General features: G+C 58.4%; 18 protein-coding genes. 12 read left to right on the top strand and 6 right to left on the bottom strand.

Features of this window, described 5'->3' with window-relative positions:
• Positions 1-50: 50 nt before the first annotated feature.
• Positions 51-1,055, bottom strand: a complete 1,005-nt coding sequence (locus ACVTFQ_RS29720; RefSeq protein WP_470424411.1) for a sensor histidine kinase — start codon at positions 1,053-1,055, stop codon at positions 51-53.
• A gap of 169 nt (positions 1,056-1,224) precedes the next feature.
• On the opposite strand from ACVTFQ_RS29720, the gene ACVTFQ_RS29715 reads away from it, so the two are divergent.
• From ACVTFQ_RS29715 to ACVTFQ_RS29700, 4 genes are all read left to right on the top strand, one after another.
• Complete coding sequence (locus tag ACVTFQ_RS29715) at positions 1,225-1,569, top strand: response regulator (RefSeq protein ID WP_470424410.1); 345 nt, start codon at positions 1,225-1,227, stop codon at positions 1,567-1,569.
• A 136-nt stretch (positions 1,570-1,705) separates the two neighbouring features.
• A complete protein-coding gene (locus tag ACVTFQ_RS29710) occupies positions 1,706-2,152 on the top strand; it encodes a hypothetical protein (RefSeq protein ID WP_470424409.1) in 447 nt (148 codons plus the stop codon).
• Positions 2,153-3,137: 985 nt separating this feature from the next.
• Positions 3,138-3,467: an HNH endonuclease gene (locus ACVTFQ_RS29705; RefSeq protein WP_111564810.1), complete on the top strand. Its 330-nt coding sequence runs from the start codon at positions 3,138-3,140 to the stop codon at positions 3,465-3,467.
• A gap of 143 nt (positions 3,468-3,610) precedes the next feature.
• Positions 3,611-3,928: a response regulator gene (locus tag ACVTFQ_RS29700; protein ID WP_470424631.1), complete on the top strand. Its 318-nt coding sequence runs from the start codon at positions 3,611-3,613 to the stop codon at positions 3,926-3,928.
• 70 nt (positions 3,929-3,998) lie between these two features.
• On the opposite strand, the gene ACVTFQ_RS29695 is transcribed toward ACVTFQ_RS29700, so the two are convergent.
• The 4 genes from ACVTFQ_RS29695 to ACVTFQ_RS29680 form a co-directional block, all read right to left on the bottom strand.
• Complete coding sequence (locus tag ACVTFQ_RS29695) at positions 3,999-4,187, bottom strand: hypothetical protein (RefSeq protein WP_470424408.1); 189 nt, start codon at positions 4,185-4,187, stop codon at positions 3,999-4,001.
• Positions 4,188-4,319: 132 nt separating this feature from the next.
• Entirely contained in the window at positions 4,320-4,502 is a 183-nt protein-coding gene (locus ACVTFQ_RS29690; RefSeq protein WP_470424407.1) for a hypothetical protein, read from the bottom strand.
• A gap of 116 nt (positions 4,503-4,618) precedes the next feature.
• Positions 4,619-4,828: a cold-shock protein gene (locus ACVTFQ_RS29685; protein WP_470424406.1), complete on the bottom strand. Its 210-nt coding sequence runs from the start codon at positions 4,826-4,828 to the stop codon at positions 4,619-4,621.
• 312 nt (positions 4,829-5,140) lie between these two features.
• A complete protein-coding gene (locus tag ACVTFQ_RS29680) occupies positions 5,141-6,181 on the bottom strand; it encodes a fatty acid desaturase (RefSeq protein WP_111565395.1) in 1,041 nt (346 codons plus the stop codon).
• A 1,650-nt stretch (positions 6,182-7,831) separates the two neighbouring features.
• On the opposite strand from ACVTFQ_RS29680, the gene ACVTFQ_RS29675 reads away from it, so the two are divergent.
• From ACVTFQ_RS29675 to ACVTFQ_RS29645, 7 genes are all read left to right on the top strand, one after another.
• Positions 7,832-9,007 carry an ABC transporter substrate-binding protein gene (locus ACVTFQ_RS29675; protein WP_470424405.1) on the top strand — a complete coding sequence of 392 codons (1,176 nt, stop codon included), beginning with the start codon at positions 7,832-7,834 and terminating at the stop codon, positions 9,005-9,007.
• A 226-nt stretch (positions 9,008-9,233) separates the two neighbouring features.
• Entirely contained in the window at positions 9,234-10,325 is a 1,092-nt protein-coding gene (locus ACVTFQ_RS29670) for an ABC transporter ATP-binding protein (protein WP_470424404.1), read from the top strand.
• On the top strand, positions 10,322-11,248 hold the full coding sequence (locus ACVTFQ_RS29665) for an ABC transporter permease (protein ID WP_470424403.1): 927 nt from the start codon (positions 10,322-10,324) through the stop codon (positions 11,246-11,248). Before ACVTFQ_RS29670 ends, ACVTFQ_RS29665 begins: the two co-directional genes overlap by 4 nt.
• Positions 11,248-12,063, top strand: a complete 816-nt coding sequence (locus ACVTFQ_RS29660) for an ABC transporter permease (RefSeq protein ID WP_470424402.1) — start codon at positions 11,248-11,250, stop codon at positions 12,061-12,063. The genes ACVTFQ_RS29665 and ACVTFQ_RS29660 overlap by 1 nt, the downstream gene beginning before the upstream one ends.
• A 9-nt stretch (positions 12,064-12,072) precedes the next feature.
• Positions 12,073-13,596, top strand: coding sequence for an amidohydrolase family protein (locus ACVTFQ_RS29655; RefSeq protein WP_470424401.1), 1,524 nt, complete (start codon positions 12,073-12,075; stop codon positions 13,594-13,596).
• A gap of 10 nt (positions 13,597-13,606) precedes the next feature.
• Complete coding sequence (locus ACVTFQ_RS29650) at positions 13,607-14,947, top strand: thymidine phosphorylase (RefSeq protein ID WP_470424400.1); 1,341 nt, start codon at positions 13,607-13,609, stop codon at positions 14,945-14,947.
• Positions 14,948-14,980: 33 nt separating this feature from the next.
• Positions 14,981-15,403, top strand: coding sequence for a VOC family protein (locus ACVTFQ_RS29645; RefSeq protein WP_313760789.1), 423 nt, complete (start codon positions 14,981-14,983; stop codon positions 15,401-15,403).
• Between the two features lie 15 nt (positions 15,404-15,418).
• Here ACVTFQ_RS29645 and ACVTFQ_RS29640 read toward each other — a convergent pair whose 3' ends face one another.
• Positions 15,419-16,720, bottom strand: coding sequence for an amidohydrolase family protein (locus ACVTFQ_RS29640; RefSeq protein ID WP_470424399.1), 1,302 nt, complete (start codon positions 16,718-16,720; stop codon positions 15,419-15,421).
• A 239-nt stretch (positions 16,721-16,959) separates the two neighbouring features.
• Here ACVTFQ_RS29640 and ACVTFQ_RS29635 point away from each other — a divergent pair, with 239 nt between their 5' ends.
• Entirely contained in the window at positions 16,960-17,601 is a 642-nt protein-coding gene (locus ACVTFQ_RS29635; RefSeq protein ID WP_470424398.1) for a TetR family transcriptional regulator C-terminal domain-containing protein, read from the top strand.
• Positions 17,602-17,662 lie beyond the last annotated feature (61 nt).

The raw sequence follows: 17,662 nt of genomic DNA, 5'->3' as shown, positions 1-17,662 counted from the left end.
TTCTCCAACCTTCCATTAGCCAACGGTGAGGAGCAGACGAGAGGCGACGTCTACATTGCAAGGTGGCTTTCCTTGAGCCGCAACGTGACCATGACGCCGCTTTCCGTCCAGTTGTAGGCAATCGAGCCACCCAGCTGCCCTCTCACCGTTCGGTCTAACAGTTTGCTGCCGTATCCCTCCGCGGCGCTCGGTGCAGTCACCTTTGGACCGTCCTGCTCCGTCCAGACAATTTCCACACCATAATCCATCTTGCTTCCGGAGATATCGAGCAGCCCAACGTCGTCCGATAATGCGCCGTATTTGAGCGAGTTGGTCGCCAGCTCGTGCACGACAAGGGCGAGGCCGGTCGCAGCTTTTTGGCCGAGCCCCATCCGCGGCACGGCAACGCGAACGCGTCCGGCAAAAGCACCGACATCGTCGTACGGCGCGAGGATGACCGTGAAGAGATCGCCCAGCAGAGCAGCACTCCCCTGACCGTTCGGCAAGGGGCGCACCAGATCGTGAGCACGGCCTAGCGCTGTCAGGCGCTGCGTCAATTGTTGCACCATCTCCTCCTTAGTCTCGGTCGATCGTGACGTGATTGCGGTCAAGCCGGATGCCAGCGCAAGAAGGTTTTTGACGCGGTGGCTCATCTCGCCGGCGAGAAGCTCATGGCCCTCTTCTGCCTGCTTACGCCCAGTGACATCAAGGAAGATCCCGGTCATTTTCTTGGTTGCTGCATCGCCTTCGTTACCCTGACCGCGAGCCGATATCCAACGGACCTCCTCAGAATTGGTCAGAATGCGAAAATCGATCTCGAAGGGGCCGTCAATCGCCCTGGCTGCAACAAATGCAGCCCTGACGCGATCCCTGTCCGCGGGATGGACTTTCGCGGATAGATGCTCGAAATCTAGGTTCTTTTCAACGGGGATGTCCCACAGGTCATAGGCTTTAGCATCCATGACGAAAGTGTCGTCTTCGACCATCCAGGTCCAGAGCGCCACCCCCGCCGATTTGATCGCCTTTCGAAGCTCGTCGGCATTCCATTCGAATTGAGTGGGACCTCGACCGTCCATCAGTACCTCCGTTGTCGGCCTCGCAACGTTCTTTACACAATGCTTGATCTAGGGGGCTTTTGCGCCTTTCCAATAATTCGCCGGCGCACAAACAATGACGTAGCAGAGAAAAAGTCCAGAACTCCAGCCGCTGCTTTGGGTTTCGCAGTCAGATGTACCGGAGGAGTTCATGCGAACAGTTCTTGTGGTCGAAGACGAACCGCTCATTCGACTTATGCTCATCGATGCGCTCGAGGGCGCAGGGTTTTCCGTCATTGAGGCAGGCACGGCGGATGAAGCGCTCGACATCATCAGCGATCAGACGATCCATCTGCTGTTCACCGATATCCAGACGCCAGGGAAACTGTCGGGTCTCGATCTCGCGCATGTTGTCGCCGACCGGTTCCCACAAGCTGGCATCCTGATTGCTTCGGGGCGCCTGACGCTAACCGATATAGAGCTGCCGCCGTCCGCGGAATTCTTTAACAAGCCGTATGATCTCGACAAGGTCATCAGCCGTTTGAGCGAGCTTTAACCTCCGGCATCGCGGAACGAATAGCGCCTGCGGGGGTTGAGCAAGGTACAGACCTGGCTCTTGAGCTGACCGCCTCAGCTTACCGCCAGCGCTGGCTCAAGTAACCGCTCCCTCGCTTTAACGAAGGCCAATACCTATGCGTGAAACCAAACAATTTTCGATGAGCGCCAACGGCGATCGGTGGGCTCTGGACACCACCGACGGAGAGACTGTCGTCGTCCACAACGGTAACGAGCCGTCGGGTGGGCATCAAACGCGCATACCTCTTGCGGTCTTTCTCGAGCAAAGTGTTGGCAAACCCGAACATGCCGCACTCCTTCAGGTCCTTGGACAATCCCGGGAGCAAGTCGAACAACAGCTGCAGCCCGATGAGATAGAGACGCCGTCACACAGGACAGCAGCGACGTACCTTCGGCTCGGTGGCCGGCGTCTTGCAAAAGTTGACGACAATATCGTTAGCGTCCGGGCCTGGGGGGATGACCCGGCCGAGGCCGAGGCATTTTGGCAAACCCAGGTCGAACCCTTGGATCACAGGAAGCGGCAGGAAGTTTTCTTGCATCTCCCCTCGATCAGCGACCAATAAACCACGAGGCTGTCGTGACTGATGAGAAAAAATCAAGGAAGCGATGCTTAGAGAGGGGACACGGACAATGCCGACCGTGCTCGCGAATATCTCAAGAACCGGGCCGAAAAGGGCACGGAGAACGCGATGAGAGATGATCAGTCAAAGGGTTCGAATTATCATCCCGAGCAAGACCCCGCAAAAGAATCTCGTGATTTCATCGTTGGTCGCCGCTGCTTGAAGTGTGGCTGCGGATTTTGGCGTTGAGCGATAGCTAGGCCTGCAACAACTCATTTTTGGCAATAATTATGCGCTATAGAAAGGCTGGCTATAACTCATGAGATGGAACTGGCAAAACACCGATTGGCCAAACATCAGGTACGACGCTGCAAGCGTTGTGTCACTAGAGCAGAAATTTTTGCATGATCATACGAGTAGGCGAGTTATGCTATCCAGGACACGCCCGATGTTGTGCAACAGCACTAAGGTCGCTTCCTGCCGCAGGACGGGGCTGCTCTTGCCGCCAAGATCCTCAATCAAGTATGGGAAGCGGCATAATCCGAACTAAGCCGTCGAGCTCGGATGTGGGGAGCGTTTCGCATCCGAGCTGTCCCCCGTCTTCGGAGTTGATCGGATGTGAAGAACCGTCGACCCAGATATCTGGAGCCGTTGCAATCGTTAGACGGAGAGCGCTTGCCAAAAAAACAATGCGCGCGCTGCAGCGCGATGAGCTCCATGACTTCGCAGAGCGCTGTTTTGCTCACGATCGATCGCAAATTTTCTGACATTCACCCCGTCCTTGACGTGATCAGGGCTAGTGTTTGTCACTCGAGTTTGAAATCGCACCGGTCGCCTCCATGAGCAAGGCGATCTGATCCGTTACGCTGCTGTGGTCGATTCGATCTCAACGTTTTGCTGAAACAAGCTGGGCGTTGTTGTCAGCGCGATGATAGGCTATCGAACACGGTACAGACGCAGTCCACCATTTGAGGGGAAGACTTGATAGATGGCACGAAAGTACAGAGACGATATCGCCTCGGTGGATCCCGAGGCTGAACCCGTCATCTGTCCGCTGTGCGAGCGGACGATACCGCACGACCAGATAGAGGAACACCACCTTGTTCCAAAGAGTAAGGGCGGCAAGATCAAGGTGCCGTTGCACCGGATATGCCATAGCCACATACATGCAGCCTTCACGGACGCGCAGCTGGCAAAGAAGTTCTCCACGATCGCCGCTATTCTCGAAGACCCCACGATCCAGAAATTCGTCGGTTGGGTAAAAACAAAACCACCAGGCTTCGAGGATGAAGCAGAGGAGCGTGGCCGCCGCCGCTAGTCGCCCGCTGCCGATTGCAATGAAATCTGAAACGGGTGCTAATGCTCCCGAATCATTGATGTGTCACCCGCGCCCTTGGAGCATACCTTTTTAGAGAAGCGAGCCTCTCATGCCCACGGACCCAGTAGTCGTGCTCGTTGTCGATGACGAGCCTCTTGTCCCTTGCCGATAGGAGCCAAGCTGGTGATGAGGACTTCGGGGTGTTCGAAGCTGACACTGCAGATGAGGCGATTGAAGTCCTTGAACTGCATACCGAAATTACGCTTGTTTTCACGGACCTAGACATGCCGGGAAGCATGAACGGGCTGAAACTCGCAGCATCTGTTCGCGATCGCTGCCCCCCGATCAAAATCATCGTGACATCCGCCTACCGTCCGCCTGAAGTCGGGAAGCTCCCCCAAGGCTCGCCCGTCCTCCAAAAAGCCCTATGTCTCAGCCGAAGTCGTGACGATGATCCGTGAGTTATTGACGGACTGAGCGGCTTTGGCGACAGGCGAGCGATCACGCCACTCAGGTGCCGTCTACGCGTAGTCAAGCGTCGTCGATATGGCCCGCATTTTGAGTTAACTCGCGTTCCTTGGCTATCCGCACGTCAGCGGACATTTTTTCGCTCTGGTATGGTCCGAGCGACCCGGTGGCGCCGTCGTTTTTCCATTCCACCCAATGACCCTTGTCATCGGATCGAACGACTACGGATAGTGATTGCTTTTCTTCTGACATGGATAGGACCTCTCATGTCCGCGACCATAGCTGGAATGCGACAAGGTGCAACACCATAAAATGGGATCGTGTTACGATCGCTCGGGTGCCTCTCGTGGCGCCACATCACTGCAACTCGCGGCGGAAGCTAATTCAGCGAGTTTGATCCCGTGCCTCGTCGCGAGCGAGCCGCGCTTCGCGAAGCCGTTGAGTCTTAGCTTGTCGCGCCTGTTCCTCGGTCTGAAGTTCCTCGACGGCTTGACCGTGTGCGAAGAATTGGGATTGGACGCGGTCGAATGCGGCTTCGGCCTGCTGCCTGGACTTGCTGTGGGTCATGAAACCTCCTTGGGTTTCGGGGCTATGAAGCGAAAAGGCCGGACAACATTGCCCGGCCCTTCAAACGCGCTGCCCCATTGCCAGTACATCCGTGGTCAATGGGACGGCCCGTTCAATCATGCAGCTTGCAGGTTGCAGGCAGACATCTTGCCGGACTTGGCGTCGCGCTCGAGATCATAGCCGAACTTCTGGCCCTCGACGATTTCGCGCATTCCCGCACGCTCGACGGCGGAGATATGGACGAACGCATCAGCGCCGCCGTTATCCGGCTGAATGAAGCCGAAGCCCTTTGTGGAATTGAACCATTTTACTGTGCCCGTGGTCATAATGAACCCTTTCAAAGCATAGAGTGAGGGACCGCGGAAGCGACGCTTCGCGGACGGTGATACGACTATTTTTGAGAGAGAAGGTTCGAATAGAGCGCGGTGCCAATCGCGCGGTAGACAAAGCTCGGCAAGCAAAAGATCGATGAAGTCATAGATAGCGGCTTTACGCCGGAAGTCAACCGATAGCTTCGATCCCGTTCATTGAGGCTTTGATTTTGAGGCGGTGGACGACTCCCGATGTGCGCCGCTTTCGCGCCGCCTGAAAATAGCGTGGTGAGGCGAATAAAATCGCCGACCGCATGCTGGAAACCGCTATTGATGCGCCAGCAGTTTCCGGGCTTCCCGGAAAGAAACAAGCCGGCCCCGCCGTTCATCCCACAGTGCCAGTCGGACGCACCCAATGCTTTCCCACAGCGTTATGCGGCCAATGCTCGCCAATTCAGGATGAGCGCGCAGTACCTCCGGAAGTCGGTAGTACGGAATACGACTAGCGAGATGATGAATGTGGTGAACGCCAATATTCCCCGTCAGCCATCGAAGCACCAGCGGGAGGTCATAGTGCGAAGCGCCATGGAGAGCGGCTTTAGGAAATTGCCAGTCGTCGGCCTTTGACCAATGCGTTTCCTCAAACTGGTGTTGTACGTAAAACAGCCAAACGCCGGCAGCTCCCGCCAATAAAACAACAGGAAGATGCACCAACAGGAACGGCACCAGCCCCACGAACCATATTGTCAGTGCAGCGACGAGCGCGATCGCCAGATTGGTTGCCATCGTCGACACCCAAGGCAAGAATTCGGCTCTCATCATACCGATCGGCAGCCGTTGTTTTAGAAGGAACACCCAGACCGGGCCGATGCCGAACATGACAACAGGGTGCCTATAGAAGCGGTATCCAAGTCTCCTTGCCGGAGAGAGGGCGTGATATTCGTCGACCGTCAGGGTGGCGATGTCACCCACTCCCCGTTCGTCAAGATTGCCAGCAGAGGCATGGTGCTCGGCATGAGTTCGCCGCCAGTAGTCGTAGGGCGTGAGGGTCAGAACTCCAATTATGCGTCCCGTCCATGTGTCCAACCTTCGCCGCGCGAAGAACGAGCCGTGCCCGCAGTCGTGCTGGATCATAAAGAGCCGCAATAGGAAAGCTGCAGCAGGCAGAATGAGCAAGGCACCCAGCCACGAACCTTGCATGATGAAGATGCACGCTCCGGCCCAGAACGCAGCGAACGGTACAGCCGTTACCACGAGCTCAAATACGCTGCGACCAAATCGCGGCTGCCGGTATTGCGCCAGAATCTTGATCCAAGCGCCGGTCGTGTCCCGGCTTGGTGATTTTGGTTCGTGGTTTTGAGAGTTCATTTGATCCGAGCTGTTTCTGAGCGCAGCGCGGGACTTCTGCTCCGCACCACGATTTAATTGTTGGGTATCAGGCTCGACCAGCCCTACGCGCTGCCTCATCTACTACAGCGCGAGAAGCGAAACTATCCGTTTTTGTCTGTGAGCTTGCGCGTCGGCCGCTTTCCCGCGTCCGTGCCGCACTGCCAAAGCGATGGCGGCTGCGAAATTCGACAACAACACGGATCCACATGCTGATTTCGGCGTTCAGAAAAGCTGTTGTTTTACGAACGTTCAAGCAATCGCCTCTGTAGAGTCGCGTCGATCATTGGTCTTGAGCGAACACATCGACATTGATGGGCGCGTAGCCACCGATATCCCACCACCTCGTATACTGCTCGGCCGTAAGACAGCCGCCTGTTGCTTGACGCACCGCTACCAATTCCGCGCTCCGCTAAGTCACTGGCGAGACGCGTCGGGCCGCAGCGATACGCGCGACGGCGGCAAGAACATCGATGAGAAGAAGCGCTCGCATGTCGGCACCCAACGGTCTTGGAACTATCTAGTCGCTTGGCGCGTTCAGGGCGTACAAATTGACAGGGGATCATCATGGATACCAATCTCGCCATCGCAGCTTTTGCCGCTACGGCCTCGTTCTTGTTCATGGTGTGGGGTGTCGGTCGGAACTACTGACCGATATCATTTCATCGCGATCTTCAGTCGAAGAAGGCCACTCGGCCCATGTGGCGGCCTGACACTTACCGGCTCGATGGCCGAGATATAGCTTGCATTCCCTCGAGCGCTGCTCAGTAATGCGCCGTTATCTCAACTAGGAGGAATCGATGGCTAAGGGTCAAGCTAGAAGCAACAAAGAGGTCCGCAAGCCTAAGAAGGACAAGACCGCTCCAGTCGCAGCGCCGGCTACGCTCGGGGCCAAGGCTGTAGAGTCAAGCAAGCAGAAGAAGCCCTAAAATACGTCGACCTCTCCGATATAGTCGGAGAGGCTTAGCCTCGCACGTGCGTGGTCCAGATACCTTCGGATACCGGCGTCTTCCATCTGCCTTTCCAGTTCGCGCCGCCACCCAGTAACAGACAATCAAAACGGCGATCTCAGAAGGCTCTACTGGCAATCGCCGATGGGCTGGTCATGCCACGACTGCTATGGGCGGAAGCAGACCGAGCGTAATCGTAAGTCGCGGGTTGAAGAGGTTCGAACCCACAACCATGTCATCCTGAGAAAATAAGTGATTGCATATATTGTGATATAGCCTCCCGGCGGCGGCATGCCAGCCTCCTGACGGCTGAGACATAGTTAAAATGAAGCCGCTAACCTCCAACCGCTTCTTCACATTGTTCCATGCGGCCCCTCCTTCCCAAGCCCTCATTATTCAATGGAACAGGTCGTCAAGCCGAACTCCGAGAGGAGAACCACGTCCCGGTTCCTGCTTGTCACGACAGCATCCGGGTAAGCTCTCAGCGAAAATCGGCAATTCAAATCAAAAAATCCTTGGCGAAGCACGGGCTATTTCTTGACCATATGGTCAGTTTTTGATCCGCCAGTTGGGGTAAATGCATGCTGAGACATTGATATCTCCAATCATATCAGCCACTTCGCTCTTGGCATGAATCTTGCTGATTTCCAACTGATGCTAACATTGCCATCAGGGGAACGACATGACCGACAAACCTCAGCCGACTGAAAACACGCCGTCGCCATCTGCCGAGATCAGCCGCCGCACGCTTCTAGGAGGCGCTGCAGCGGGGGCCGCGGCCGCCACCATCGGAAACTTCACAATCTTCTCGCGCCAGGCGCAGGCCGCCGAGCCGCTGCGCGTTCTGTGCTGGCCGGGTTATGAAGAAAAGGACGTGATCGCCGAGTTCGAGGATCTTCACAAGACCAAGGTCGAGTTCAAGAACTATATCGGCGGCGAGCAGATGCTGCAATTTTTCGCCCAGACGCCGCCCGGCACCTTTGACGCAATCGTTTCCGACGCCGAATACGTTCAGAAGCTGAAGGCCAACAAGGCGATCGAGGCCTACAAGACCGAAGGTTTTGCTGAACTTGCCAATTACCATCCGAAATTCCGCGATTTCGCACCAACCAAGGGCGAAACCGCCGGCACGGTCTACGGCATTCCGACGCGCTTCTCCTTCTACGGCATTTCATACAATACCGACGAGATGTCGGCCGAGCAGGCGCAGGACTGGAATTCGCTGCTGGACAAGAAATATGCCGGCAAGATCGGCATGTTCGACTGGTACCTGCCGAACCTCGGCAATGCCAGCCTCGCCGTCAATGCGGGCAACCAGACGCCTTATGCGATCACCGACGACCAGCTGAAGAAGGTCAAGGAATTCCTGACCAAGCTCCGCCCACAGATCGGCATGTTCGGCTCGTCCAACCAGCCAATCGCCCAGGCCATGCTGGCCGGCGACATCTTTGCCTCGCCAACTGGTGACCTCGATATTGACCTGAAGCTCGCCGGTTACGACAACTTCTCCTCGACCATTCCCAAGCAGGGCGGCATTCGCTGGCAGGAAGTCGCCTGCGTCTGCTCGGCCTCGAAGAACAAGGATCTGGCGATGGAATGGGTCAAGTACATGACCTCGCCAAAAGTCCAGTCGAAGCTCGTCTATACCAAGGCCTTCAAGGCCCGCGGCCCGAACATGAAGATCGTCGACTATTGGGATGACGACCAGAAGAAGCTTCTCTCCTACGTTCCGGACCCGGAAAATCCGGGCAAGATGCTCGTCGAGACGCTGATTGACCGCTCCATGCCGCGCGGCTTGCCGGCCAACCAGCCGGAACAGGCTTGGATCGACATCTTCAACGAGTTCAAGACGGCTTAATTTGGGCGGAATAGCCCCTCAGTCGCCCTAAAGCCCCCTCTGGCCTGCCGGCCATCTCCCCCACAAGGTGAAGAAAACTTGCCGCTCCGCTCTGCTTCAATTCAGTCTCGTCGGATCGGTTGGGTTAAGCCCTCCCCCTTGTGGGGAGGGTGGGGAGGGTCCTCTTGTCCCTATGCGATAGCCTCTTCCTTCGAGCGCTATGGCCAATATCCAATCGGAGACCTGCATGGCAGCCGCGATGACCACCACCACGCCCGATCTCGAGCTCCTGTCGATTACCAAGCAGTTCGACACCGCCACGGCCGTCGACAGCATCAATCTCAAGGTCGGCCGCGGCGAGTTCGTGGCGATCATGGGGCCTTCGGGATGCGGCAAGACCACGCTTCTGCGCATTCTGGCAGGTCTTGAGACAGCCTCGTCCGGCCGCCTCTATATCCGCGGCAAGGATGTCTCGGATGTGCCCGTCAACCTGCGCGCCACGCGGCTGGTCTGGCAGCATTACGCGCTTTTTCCGCATCTCGACGTTGCCGGCAATATCGCCTTCGGCCTGACGCTGAAACCGCATGACAAGCCGATCGTCGCCGGTAAGGTGAAGGCTATGGCCGAGCTCGTCGGCCTTTCCGACCTGATGAGCCGCAAGATCAGCCAGCTTTCCGGCGGCCAAAAACAGCGCGTCGCGCTGGCCCGCGCGCTGGTGACGGAACCGGAAATCCTGCTTCTCGACGAACCGCTCTCGGCACTCGACGCACATTTGCGCATTCGCATGCAGGGCGAGCTGCGCCGCATCCAGCAGCAGCTCGGCATGGCCTTCATCTATGTCACCCACAATCAGGTCGAAGCCTTTTCGATGGCCGACCGGGTGGTGGTGATGAACAAGGGCAGGATCGAGCAGATCGACGCCCCGGAAGAGATGTATGCCCGGCCGAAAACGGAATTCGTCGCCCGTTTCGTCGGCACCAACAATCTTTTTGCCGGCCGCATCCAGGAAGTCGGCCAAGGCCATGTCATCGTCCATTGTGCCCATGGCCAGGTCGTGGTCACGACCGATGACCCGCCACCTATCGGCGCCTCCGTTTTCGTCGTGGTGCAGGCCGACAAGCTGACGCCGGCCCCGACGGTGGTTGCCGGTGAAAACCGCCTGGATGCCACGCTGCGCGGCCGTGAATATGCCGGCTCGCACAATATCTACCTTCTCGACCTCGTCGACGGGACCGAAGTTAAGATGACGGTGCAGCAGGTCCTGCCGGTCGAGATCAACCAGAAGGCCACCGCCTGGTTCTCGCCGGCCAATGCCTCGCTGATCCGGGGGGCCGCATGACCGTAGTCGAGAGCCCCACGGCGAAACGCATGAGAACGCCGAATGACAGCCAGCTAAAAATCTGGTTTCTGGCGCCGCTTGCCACCTGGCTGACGGTTCTGTTCCTGCTGCCGCTGATCTTCCTACTTTGGATCGGCTTCTGGCGCGTCGAAAATTTTCAGACCATTCCGGATTTCTCGCTCGGCAATTACGCGGATATCTTTGCGAGCTTCTTTTCGAAATCGCGTTACGGACTGGCGCTCATTCAGTCGCTCTGGGTAGCGATCACCACCGCCTTTTTCGCAACCATCCTCTCCTACATGGTGGCACTGTCGATCGCCTTTGCCGTGCCGGGCCGCTGGCAGCGTCTGGCGCTGCTGTTTGCCATCGCGCCCTTCTGGTCGAGCTATGTTTTGCGGCTTTATTCCTGGCAGACGATCCTGTCGCGCAACGGCGTCATCAACTCGGTGCTGAAACAGTTCGGTCTTTCCGACTACCGAATCGACGTAATCTATACCCAGATCGCGACGCGTATCGGCCTCATTCATTATCTGGCACCGATCCTGGTCGTCATCCTCTATGTCAGCATTCTTGCGATCGACAAGGTGCTGATCGAAGCGGCTCGGGAACTGGGCTGCACCCGCTGGCAAGCTTTTACACGCGTCATCTTGCCGCTCTCGCGCTTCGGGCTGATGACGGCCGCAAGCTTTGCCGTCATCGTCTCGCTCGGGGACGCGCTTTCCGGAAATCTGCTCGGCGGCGGCGCAGGCACATCCATCATCGGCAAGCTGCCGACCTATGCCTCGATGATCATGTCCGACTATTCGAGCTCCACCAACCTGCCGCGCACCTCGGCACTGGCGACGATCCTGATCGTGGTCATGGTCCTGGCGCTCGCCGCCGGCTTCGTGGCGGCGGACCGTGCACGCCGGAGGACAAGCTGATGTCAGTTCGCACCAAAGCCAATCCCTGGGTCTTTCTCGGCCGCCTCTGGCTCGGCATTGCCTATGCCTTCATGTTCCTGCCGCTCGTGGTTCTGGTGCTCTTCTCTTTCCAGAAGAACCGGTTTCCCGGCTTTCCGCTGCAGGGTTTTACGCTGCAATGGTATGAAAAGCTGTTTTCCGACGGCACGCTCCTGGATGCGCTCGGCAATACGATGATCGTCTCGCCGGCGGCCGCGACCGTCGCCACGGTGATCGCCTTCTTCGCGGCCTATGCCTTCAACCGCTTCACCTTCCGCGGCAAGACGACCTTTCTGGCACTGGTGACGCTGCCCATCCTCATTCCGCCGCTCATTCTCGGCGTCGGTTTCCTGGGGCTTCTGGCGCGGATCCATCTCTCCGGAACGCTGTTTGCCGTTTTCCTCACCCATGTCGTGCTGATCACCGCGCCGGCGCTCGCCATCATCCAGCTGCGCTTGGCGCAGATGCCGGTGTCGCTCGAAGAAGCCGCCTGGGATCTCGGCGCCACCGAATGGCAGGCGGTGACCAGGGTCGTGCTTCCCTTTGCGCTTCCGGGCATTTTTGGCGCATGGCTGCTCGCCTTCACCTTCTCCTTCGACGAGTTCATCATCGCCTGGTTTGTCTCGGGTTTTCAGCCGACGCTGCCGGTGGCGATCTACTCCGTTCTCGTTGCCGCCATCGACCCGTCGCTCAATGCGATCGGCACCATCGTTTTCGGCATTTCCTGCCTCGTCCTAATCGGTCTCGAACTGGTCCTGCTGCCGCTTCTCGTCGGCAGGTCGGAAAAGCAATCATAGAGTCATCAAATGAGCCTTCTCTTCCAGAATGCCACCCTTTTATCCATGGACGCAACCTGCGGCGCTACGCCGTTTACGGGAGATCTTCTCGTCGAAGGCGATAGCATTGCGGCGATCGGGACGGATATTCCCTTGCCTCCCGAGACACGGGTGATTGATGCGTCCGGCAAGCTCGTCATGCCCGGCCTCGTCAACGCCCACCTGCATTCCTCGGAAACCTTCTTCAAGGGGCGGTATCAGGGCACGCCGCTCGAAGTCTGGATGCTCTATTCCTATCCGATCCTGATGAAAGGGCCGATCTCTGAACGGCTGCTTTACCTGCGCAGCCTGCTGACGGCGATGGAATCCTTGAAAGCCGGCGTCACGACGCTGGTCGATGATTTCTTCGATCCGCCCGGTTTTGATCTCGGCCGCCTGAAACGCGTCTACGACGCCTATGACGATGCCGGCATCCGCGCCAACGTCTCTCATTGCGTGATCGACAAACATGTCTTCGACACCATGCCCTATCTTCGGGAAATTATGCCGACCGATCTGCAGGCCGAGGTCGAGGGCCCATCGATCACCACCGCCGACTACATGGCCTATTGCAGGGATGTATTTGCTTCAGAGCATGGCCGCGCCGGACGGCTCGGCTTTATGGTCTCAGCGTCCGCGCCGCAACGCTGCTCGGTGGAGATGATGCAGGCCTGCGTGGCGCTGGCACATGACCGGGGCGTGCCCTATCATACCCATGTGCTGGAGACGAAGACGCAGGCGGTGACCGGCCCCGAATTCTACGGCAAGAGCCTGATCCGCTATATGCACGATCTCGGCCTGCTGACGAAAAACACCACGATCGCCCATTCGATCTGGGTCAGCGATGACGACATGGCGCTGATGGGCGCCGCCGGCTGCTCGGTCGCCCACAATGCCGTCTCCAACCTGAAGCTCGGTTCCGGCATCGCACCGGTCCGCCGCCTGCTCAATGCCGGCGTGCATGTCGGCCTCGGCACCGACGGTCTTTCCAGCAACGACACCGCCCGGATTTTCGACGTGATGCGTTTCGCCGCATTGCTGCACGATATCGCAGCACCGGATACGGACGGCTGGATGACGGCGGCCCAAGTATTGCGCGCGGCGACGATCGAGGGCGCACGCACGGCCATGCTCAACCAGGTCGTCGGCTCGCTGGAGGTCGGCAAGCGCGCCGACCTGATCATGCTCGACACGTCCGGTTACGATTACACGCCGATGAACCGGCTCGACCATCATCTGGTTTATTGCGAGAACGGCTCAAACATCCGCATGGTCGTCGTGAACGGCGAGATTACCGTCGAGGACGGCAGGCTTCTAACCGTCAACCAGGCCGAAATCTTCGCCGAACTGCGCGAGCTCCTGCCCGCCTACATGTCCGAACATACGGAACTTGAAAGGCTGAATGCCCGGTTCGAGCCCTATGTGCGCGAAATGTATCGCCGCGCGACGATCCAGGACATCGGCATGAACCGCTATCAGGGCGACCTGCCGCTCTGGCGCGGCGCCAATCATTGAGGATGCCGGCATGAGCACTTTTCTTCCGGCACAGGTGATCCGCGCCAAGCGCAATCGCGAAATTCTCTCCGATGCCGATATCCGCCGTTTCGTCGAGGGGATCGGGGCGGGCGAGATTTCCGAGGCGCAGATCGGCGCCTTTACCATGGCCTGTTTCCTCAACGGCATGACGCCGCGGGAAACGGCCGCCCTGACGCTTGCCATGCGTGATTCCGGCGATGTGGTGGACTGGTCGGGAAGCGGCTTTGCTCCGGAAACGATCATCGAAAAACATTCGACCGGCGGCACGGGCGACGAGAAACTCAGCCTGATCGTGGCGCCGCTTGTGGCCGCCTGCGGCGTGGCGATGCCGATGATTTCCGCTCGCGGGCTTGGCCATACCGGTGGCGAGGTTGATCTCATGGAGGCGATGCCCGGCGTGGCGATCGCGCCTTCCACCGAAATGTTCCGCAAGGCGGTGATTTCGGCGGGCTCCGCGATCATCGGCCCGACCCCAAGACTCGCGCCGGCGGATGCGGCGATCTATTACATCCGCGATGTCACCGCGACAGTGGAATCGATCCCCCTCATCACCGCCTCGATCCTGTCGAAGAAGCTCGCGGCCGGCGTTTCCGGCCTTGTCATGAGCGTCAATTACGGCTCCGGCGCCTTCATGCCGACCTATGCGGAGGCGCAGGAACTGGCAAAAAGCCTTATTGCCGTCGCCCGCATCGCCGGCCTGCCGATGGTTGCCCCGATCGTCGAGATGGACGAGATCATGGGGGATGCGATAGGCAGCCGGCTGCAGCTGCGCGAGGTGATCGACTTCCTCTCCAGGGTGAGACAGGAAAGTCGCATCCGGGCGCTTGTGATGGATATCTCCGCCGAAATCCTCGTCATGGCCGGGCTGGCCACCTCGAAGGACGGCGCACTCGATCTCGTCGAAGCCCGCCTTGCCGATGGATCGGCCCTCGACCGTTTCCAGCGCATGGTTACGGCGCTCGGCGGACCGGTGGATCTCGTCGCAAATCCCGATGTCCATTTCCCGCCCGCTCCGGTCATCGCGCCTCTCCCCTCGCCGACCACCGGCTTCGTCCAGAAGGTCGATGCCTACGCGGTCGGTATCGCCATGGTCAGACTCGGTGCTGGCCGGAAAGTTGCAAGCGACTTGCTCGACCAAGATGTCGGCCTGGCCGGCATGGTCCATATCGGCGATGAGATTGTCGAAGGCAACCCTCTCTGCATCCTGCGTTGCCGCAGCCAGGCCGATTTCGATAGCGTGGCGAGCGCGATCACCGCTGCCATCAGCATCGGCTCGGCAAAGCCGGACCGCCGGCCGGTCGTGACCGGCCGCCTTTCCACCCAAGACTAACAAGAGCCCAATTCAACAAGAACTGAGAGAACCATGGCTTTCGCCCAGGAACACGCGATCACCGACATCTGCCTTCTCGTCAAGGACACCCAGCGCTCGATCGACTTTTATGTCGGAAAACTCGGTTTCGAGATCAACCGGCAGGCCGAGGGTTTCGTCGAGTTCAACGGCGCCGGGCTGACGCTTGCCTGCTGGGAGATCGATCATCTGAGCGACAATACCGGTGTCTCCAATGCCAAGGCGGAAGGGCCGCACAAGGCCTGTATCGCCGTGCGCGTGCCGTCGCCGGAAGCGGTCGATGCCTCGTATACCGAGCTCAAGGACAAGGGCGTACCGTTTTACGGCGGGCCCGCCGATTATGTCTGGAATGCGCGCGGTGCCTATTTCATCGGCCCGGACGACGAGCTTTGGGAAATCTACGCCTGGAAGGAAGGCGGCTCGATGGGCAATTTCTGAACCGCCCCCTTTATCTCAGTGGGCGCCGGCTTCGACCGGCGCGTAAAGCCAGGGCTCGATTGTTACCGGACGACCTTCGAGTGACAGCGTCGCGGTGCGCGGCGCGGTTTCGGCAATCACCTTGCCGCGGCGGATAACGGCAAGACGGTTCGCCTTCATCCGCACCGCCTCGATCGTATCGCGCGCCTCGAGCAGCACGAGATCGGCATTGCAGCCGACGCCGGTACCATAACCATTGAGGCCAAAGGTCTTTGCCGGGTTTTCGGTGATCGCCTTGAAGCAGGATTTGACCGCATCGCGGCTGGTCATGTGCCCTGTATGGACCGCCATATGCGCAACTTCCAGCATGTCGGCGCTGCCGAACGAATACCAGGGATCCATGCAGCTATCCTGGCCGAAGGCGACATTGACGCCGAGCGCCATCAGCTCCGGCACCCGCATCATACCGCGCCGCTTCGGATAGGTGTCATGCCGGCCCTGAAGCACGATATTGGCGAGCGGGTTCGGCACGCAATGGATTTCCGCCTCGGCGATCAGTGGCAGAAGCTTCGAGGCGTAATAATTGTCCATCGAATGCATGGACGTGAGGTGCGAACCCGCCACCCGGCCCTTAAGGCCGAGCCGCTGGGTTTCATAGGCCAGGCTTTCGATATGCCGCGACATCGGGTCATCGGTCTCGTCGCAATGCAGATCCACCATCAGCCCGCGTTCGGCGGCGATCTCGCACAGCGCCTTCACCGAAAGCCGGCCGTCTTCCATCGTCCGCTCGAAATGCGGAATGCCGCCGACGACATCGACACCCATGTCGAGCGACCGGAGCAGGTTCTTGGCGGCCGTCGGCGAGCGATAGAAACCATCCTGCGGGAAGGCGACCAGCTGCAGGTCGAGATAGTCCTTCACCATGTCCTTGACTTCGAGTAGCGCCTCGACGCCGATCAACCGTTCGTCGCAGACGTCCACATGTGAGCGGACGGCCAGCAGGCCCTGGGAGACGGCGAGATCGCAATAACGCAGCGCACGCCCGATCACGGCCTCCTTGGTCAGCAGCGGCTTCAGTTCACCCCAGAGCTGGATGCCTTCGAGCAGCGTGCCGGAGCGGTTGAGACGCGGCGTGCCGAGCGACAGCGTCGCGTCCATGTGGAAATGGATGTCAATGAAGGGCGCCGTCACCAGCTTGCCGCCGGCATCGATCACGCGACCGGCCTCGGCGGAGATCCCGGCCTCGACCGCAACGATCTTGCCGCCGGAAACGGCGATATCGATGCCGGTCTGGTCATCGGGGAGATTGGCATTCTTGACGAGTAGATCGAAGGTCATCGGTTGGCTCCGGACATGTTGGTGGTGTCGCTCCCCAGACTGAGCATGGACCGCCAGCTTCCGTTGACGGATCCGGTCATTGTTATAGCGCCAGACTAGATGTAACCTGACCAAGTCGTCAATTTTTTGATGATCGCTGCGGCAGGAAATGCAACTTGCCGCGCACGCCGCGAGGTTGTTGGCCTATTTCGCGCCGCAGTTACAACAGGCGGCGTATGCCGTGAGGGAAAGGATGGATCATGGCCCGGACTGCGGAAAAATTAGATGAGAAGATCCGCGCCCGCAATATCAGGCTGATCCTCGATGTCGCGACGGATGTATTCTCGCGCAAGGGTTTCGACGGCACTCGCATCGCGGAGATTGCCGAACTGGCGGAACTTCCGAAGGCTAACATTTATTACTATTTTTCCTCGAAAGCGGAGATCTACTCGGCCATAATCGCAAACTTGATTGCCGGATGGGATGATGCCCTCTCAAAACTGCGTGTTGACCAAGACCCCGCTCAAGCGCTGCGTGATTATGTCAAAGCCAAGCTTCTGTATGCGCGTCAAAATCCACGGGAATCGCGGCTTTTCGCAAGCGAGATAATACAGGGCGCCCGCTTCCTCAGCACAAAAGATCGCGCCCATATGCGTGCGGCCACTGATAGATACGTTGCGGTTCTTGAGCAGTGGATGCAGGAAGGGCGGATGAGAAAAATCGACGCCCGGCATTTCTTTATCATGCTTTGGGGAGCGACACAGTTCTACAGCGATTTCGAACCACTCGCCTGCGACGCACTCCACCGTCAGAATATTACTGAGCACGATCACGCTATGGCTGCAGAAACGATTGTAAATTCAATTACTGGCGGCATCATACCATCCTCCGGCTCGTGGTGACCAGTTACATCCGATGTCCGCTTACAAGCCGCGTAATGGAGGCATATCATCGCTCGCTGCT

The organism is Rhizobium sp. O111 (genome assembly GCF_055616315.1).
This window is presented reverse-complemented; position numbering and strand designations above follow the sequence as displayed.

Excerpts from the sequence above, each read along its gene's own strand:
- ACVTFQ_RS29655 (WP_470424401.1), top strand. The coding sequence starts at position 12,073 with ATGAGCCTTCTCTTCCAGAATGCCACCCTTTTATCCATGGACGCAACC.
- ACVTFQ_RS29720 (WP_470424411.1), bottom strand. The coding sequence starts at position 1,055 with ATGGACGGTCGAGGTCCCACTCAATTCGAATGGAATGCCGACGAGCTT.
- ACVTFQ_RS29695 (WP_470424408.1), bottom strand. The coding sequence starts at position 4,187 with ATGTCAGAAGAAAAGCAATCACTATCCGTAGTCGTTCGATCCGATGAC.
- ACVTFQ_RS29710 (WP_470424409.1), top strand. The coding sequence starts at position 1,706 with ATGCGTGAAACCAAACAATTTTCGATGAGCGCCAACGGCGATCGGTGG.
- ACVTFQ_RS29700 (WP_470424631.1), top strand. The coding sequence starts at position 3,611 with ATGACGAGCCTCTTGTCCCTTGCCGATAGGAGCCAAGCTGGTGATGAG.
- ACVTFQ_RS29635 (WP_470424398.1), top strand. The coding sequence starts at position 16,960 with ATGGCCCGGACTGCGGAAAAATTAGATGAGAAGATCCGCGCCCGCAAT.
- ACVTFQ_RS29685 (WP_470424406.1), bottom strand. The coding sequence starts at position 4,828 with ATGACCACGGGCACAGTAAAATGGTTCAATTCCACAAAGGGCTTCGGC.
- ACVTFQ_RS29645 (WP_313760789.1), top strand. The coding sequence starts at position 14,981 with ATGGCTTTCGCCCAGGAACACGCGATCACCGACATCTGCCTTCTCGTC.
- ACVTFQ_RS29715 (WP_470424410.1), top strand. The coding sequence starts at position 1,225 with ATGCGAACAGTTCTTGTGGTCGAAGACGAACCGCTCATTCGACTTATG.
- ACVTFQ_RS29675 (WP_470424405.1), top strand. The coding sequence starts at position 7,832 with ATGACCGACAAACCTCAGCCGACTGAAAACACGCCGTCGCCATCTGCC.
- ACVTFQ_RS29705 (WP_111564810.1), top strand. The coding sequence starts at position 3,138 with ATGGCACGAAAGTACAGAGACGATATCGCCTCGGTGGATCCCGAGGCT.
- ACVTFQ_RS29670 (WP_470424404.1), top strand. The coding sequence starts at position 9,234 with ATGGCAGCCGCGATGACCACCACCACGCCCGATCTCGAGCTCCTGTCG.
- ACVTFQ_RS29650 (WP_470424400.1), top strand. The coding sequence starts at position 13,607 with ATGAGCACTTTTCTTCCGGCACAGGTGATCCGCGCCAAGCGCAATCGC.
- ACVTFQ_RS29680 (WP_111565395.1), bottom strand. The coding sequence starts at position 6,181 with ATGAACTCTCAAAACCACGAACCAAAATCACCAAGCCGGGACACGACC.
- ACVTFQ_RS29660 (WP_470424402.1), top strand. The coding sequence starts at position 11,248 with ATGTCAGTTCGCACCAAAGCCAATCCCTGGGTCTTTCTCGGCCGCCTC.
- ACVTFQ_RS29665 (WP_470424403.1), top strand. The coding sequence starts at position 10,322 with ATGACCGTAGTCGAGAGCCCCACGGCGAAACGCATGAGAACGCCGAAT.
- ACVTFQ_RS29690 (WP_470424407.1), bottom strand. The coding sequence starts at position 4,502 with ATGACCCACAGCAAGTCCAGGCAGCAGGCCGAAGCCGCATTCGACCGC.
- ACVTFQ_RS29640 (WP_470424399.1), bottom strand. The coding sequence starts at position 16,720 with ATGACCTTCGATCTACTCGTCAAGAATGCCAATCTCCCCGATGACCAG.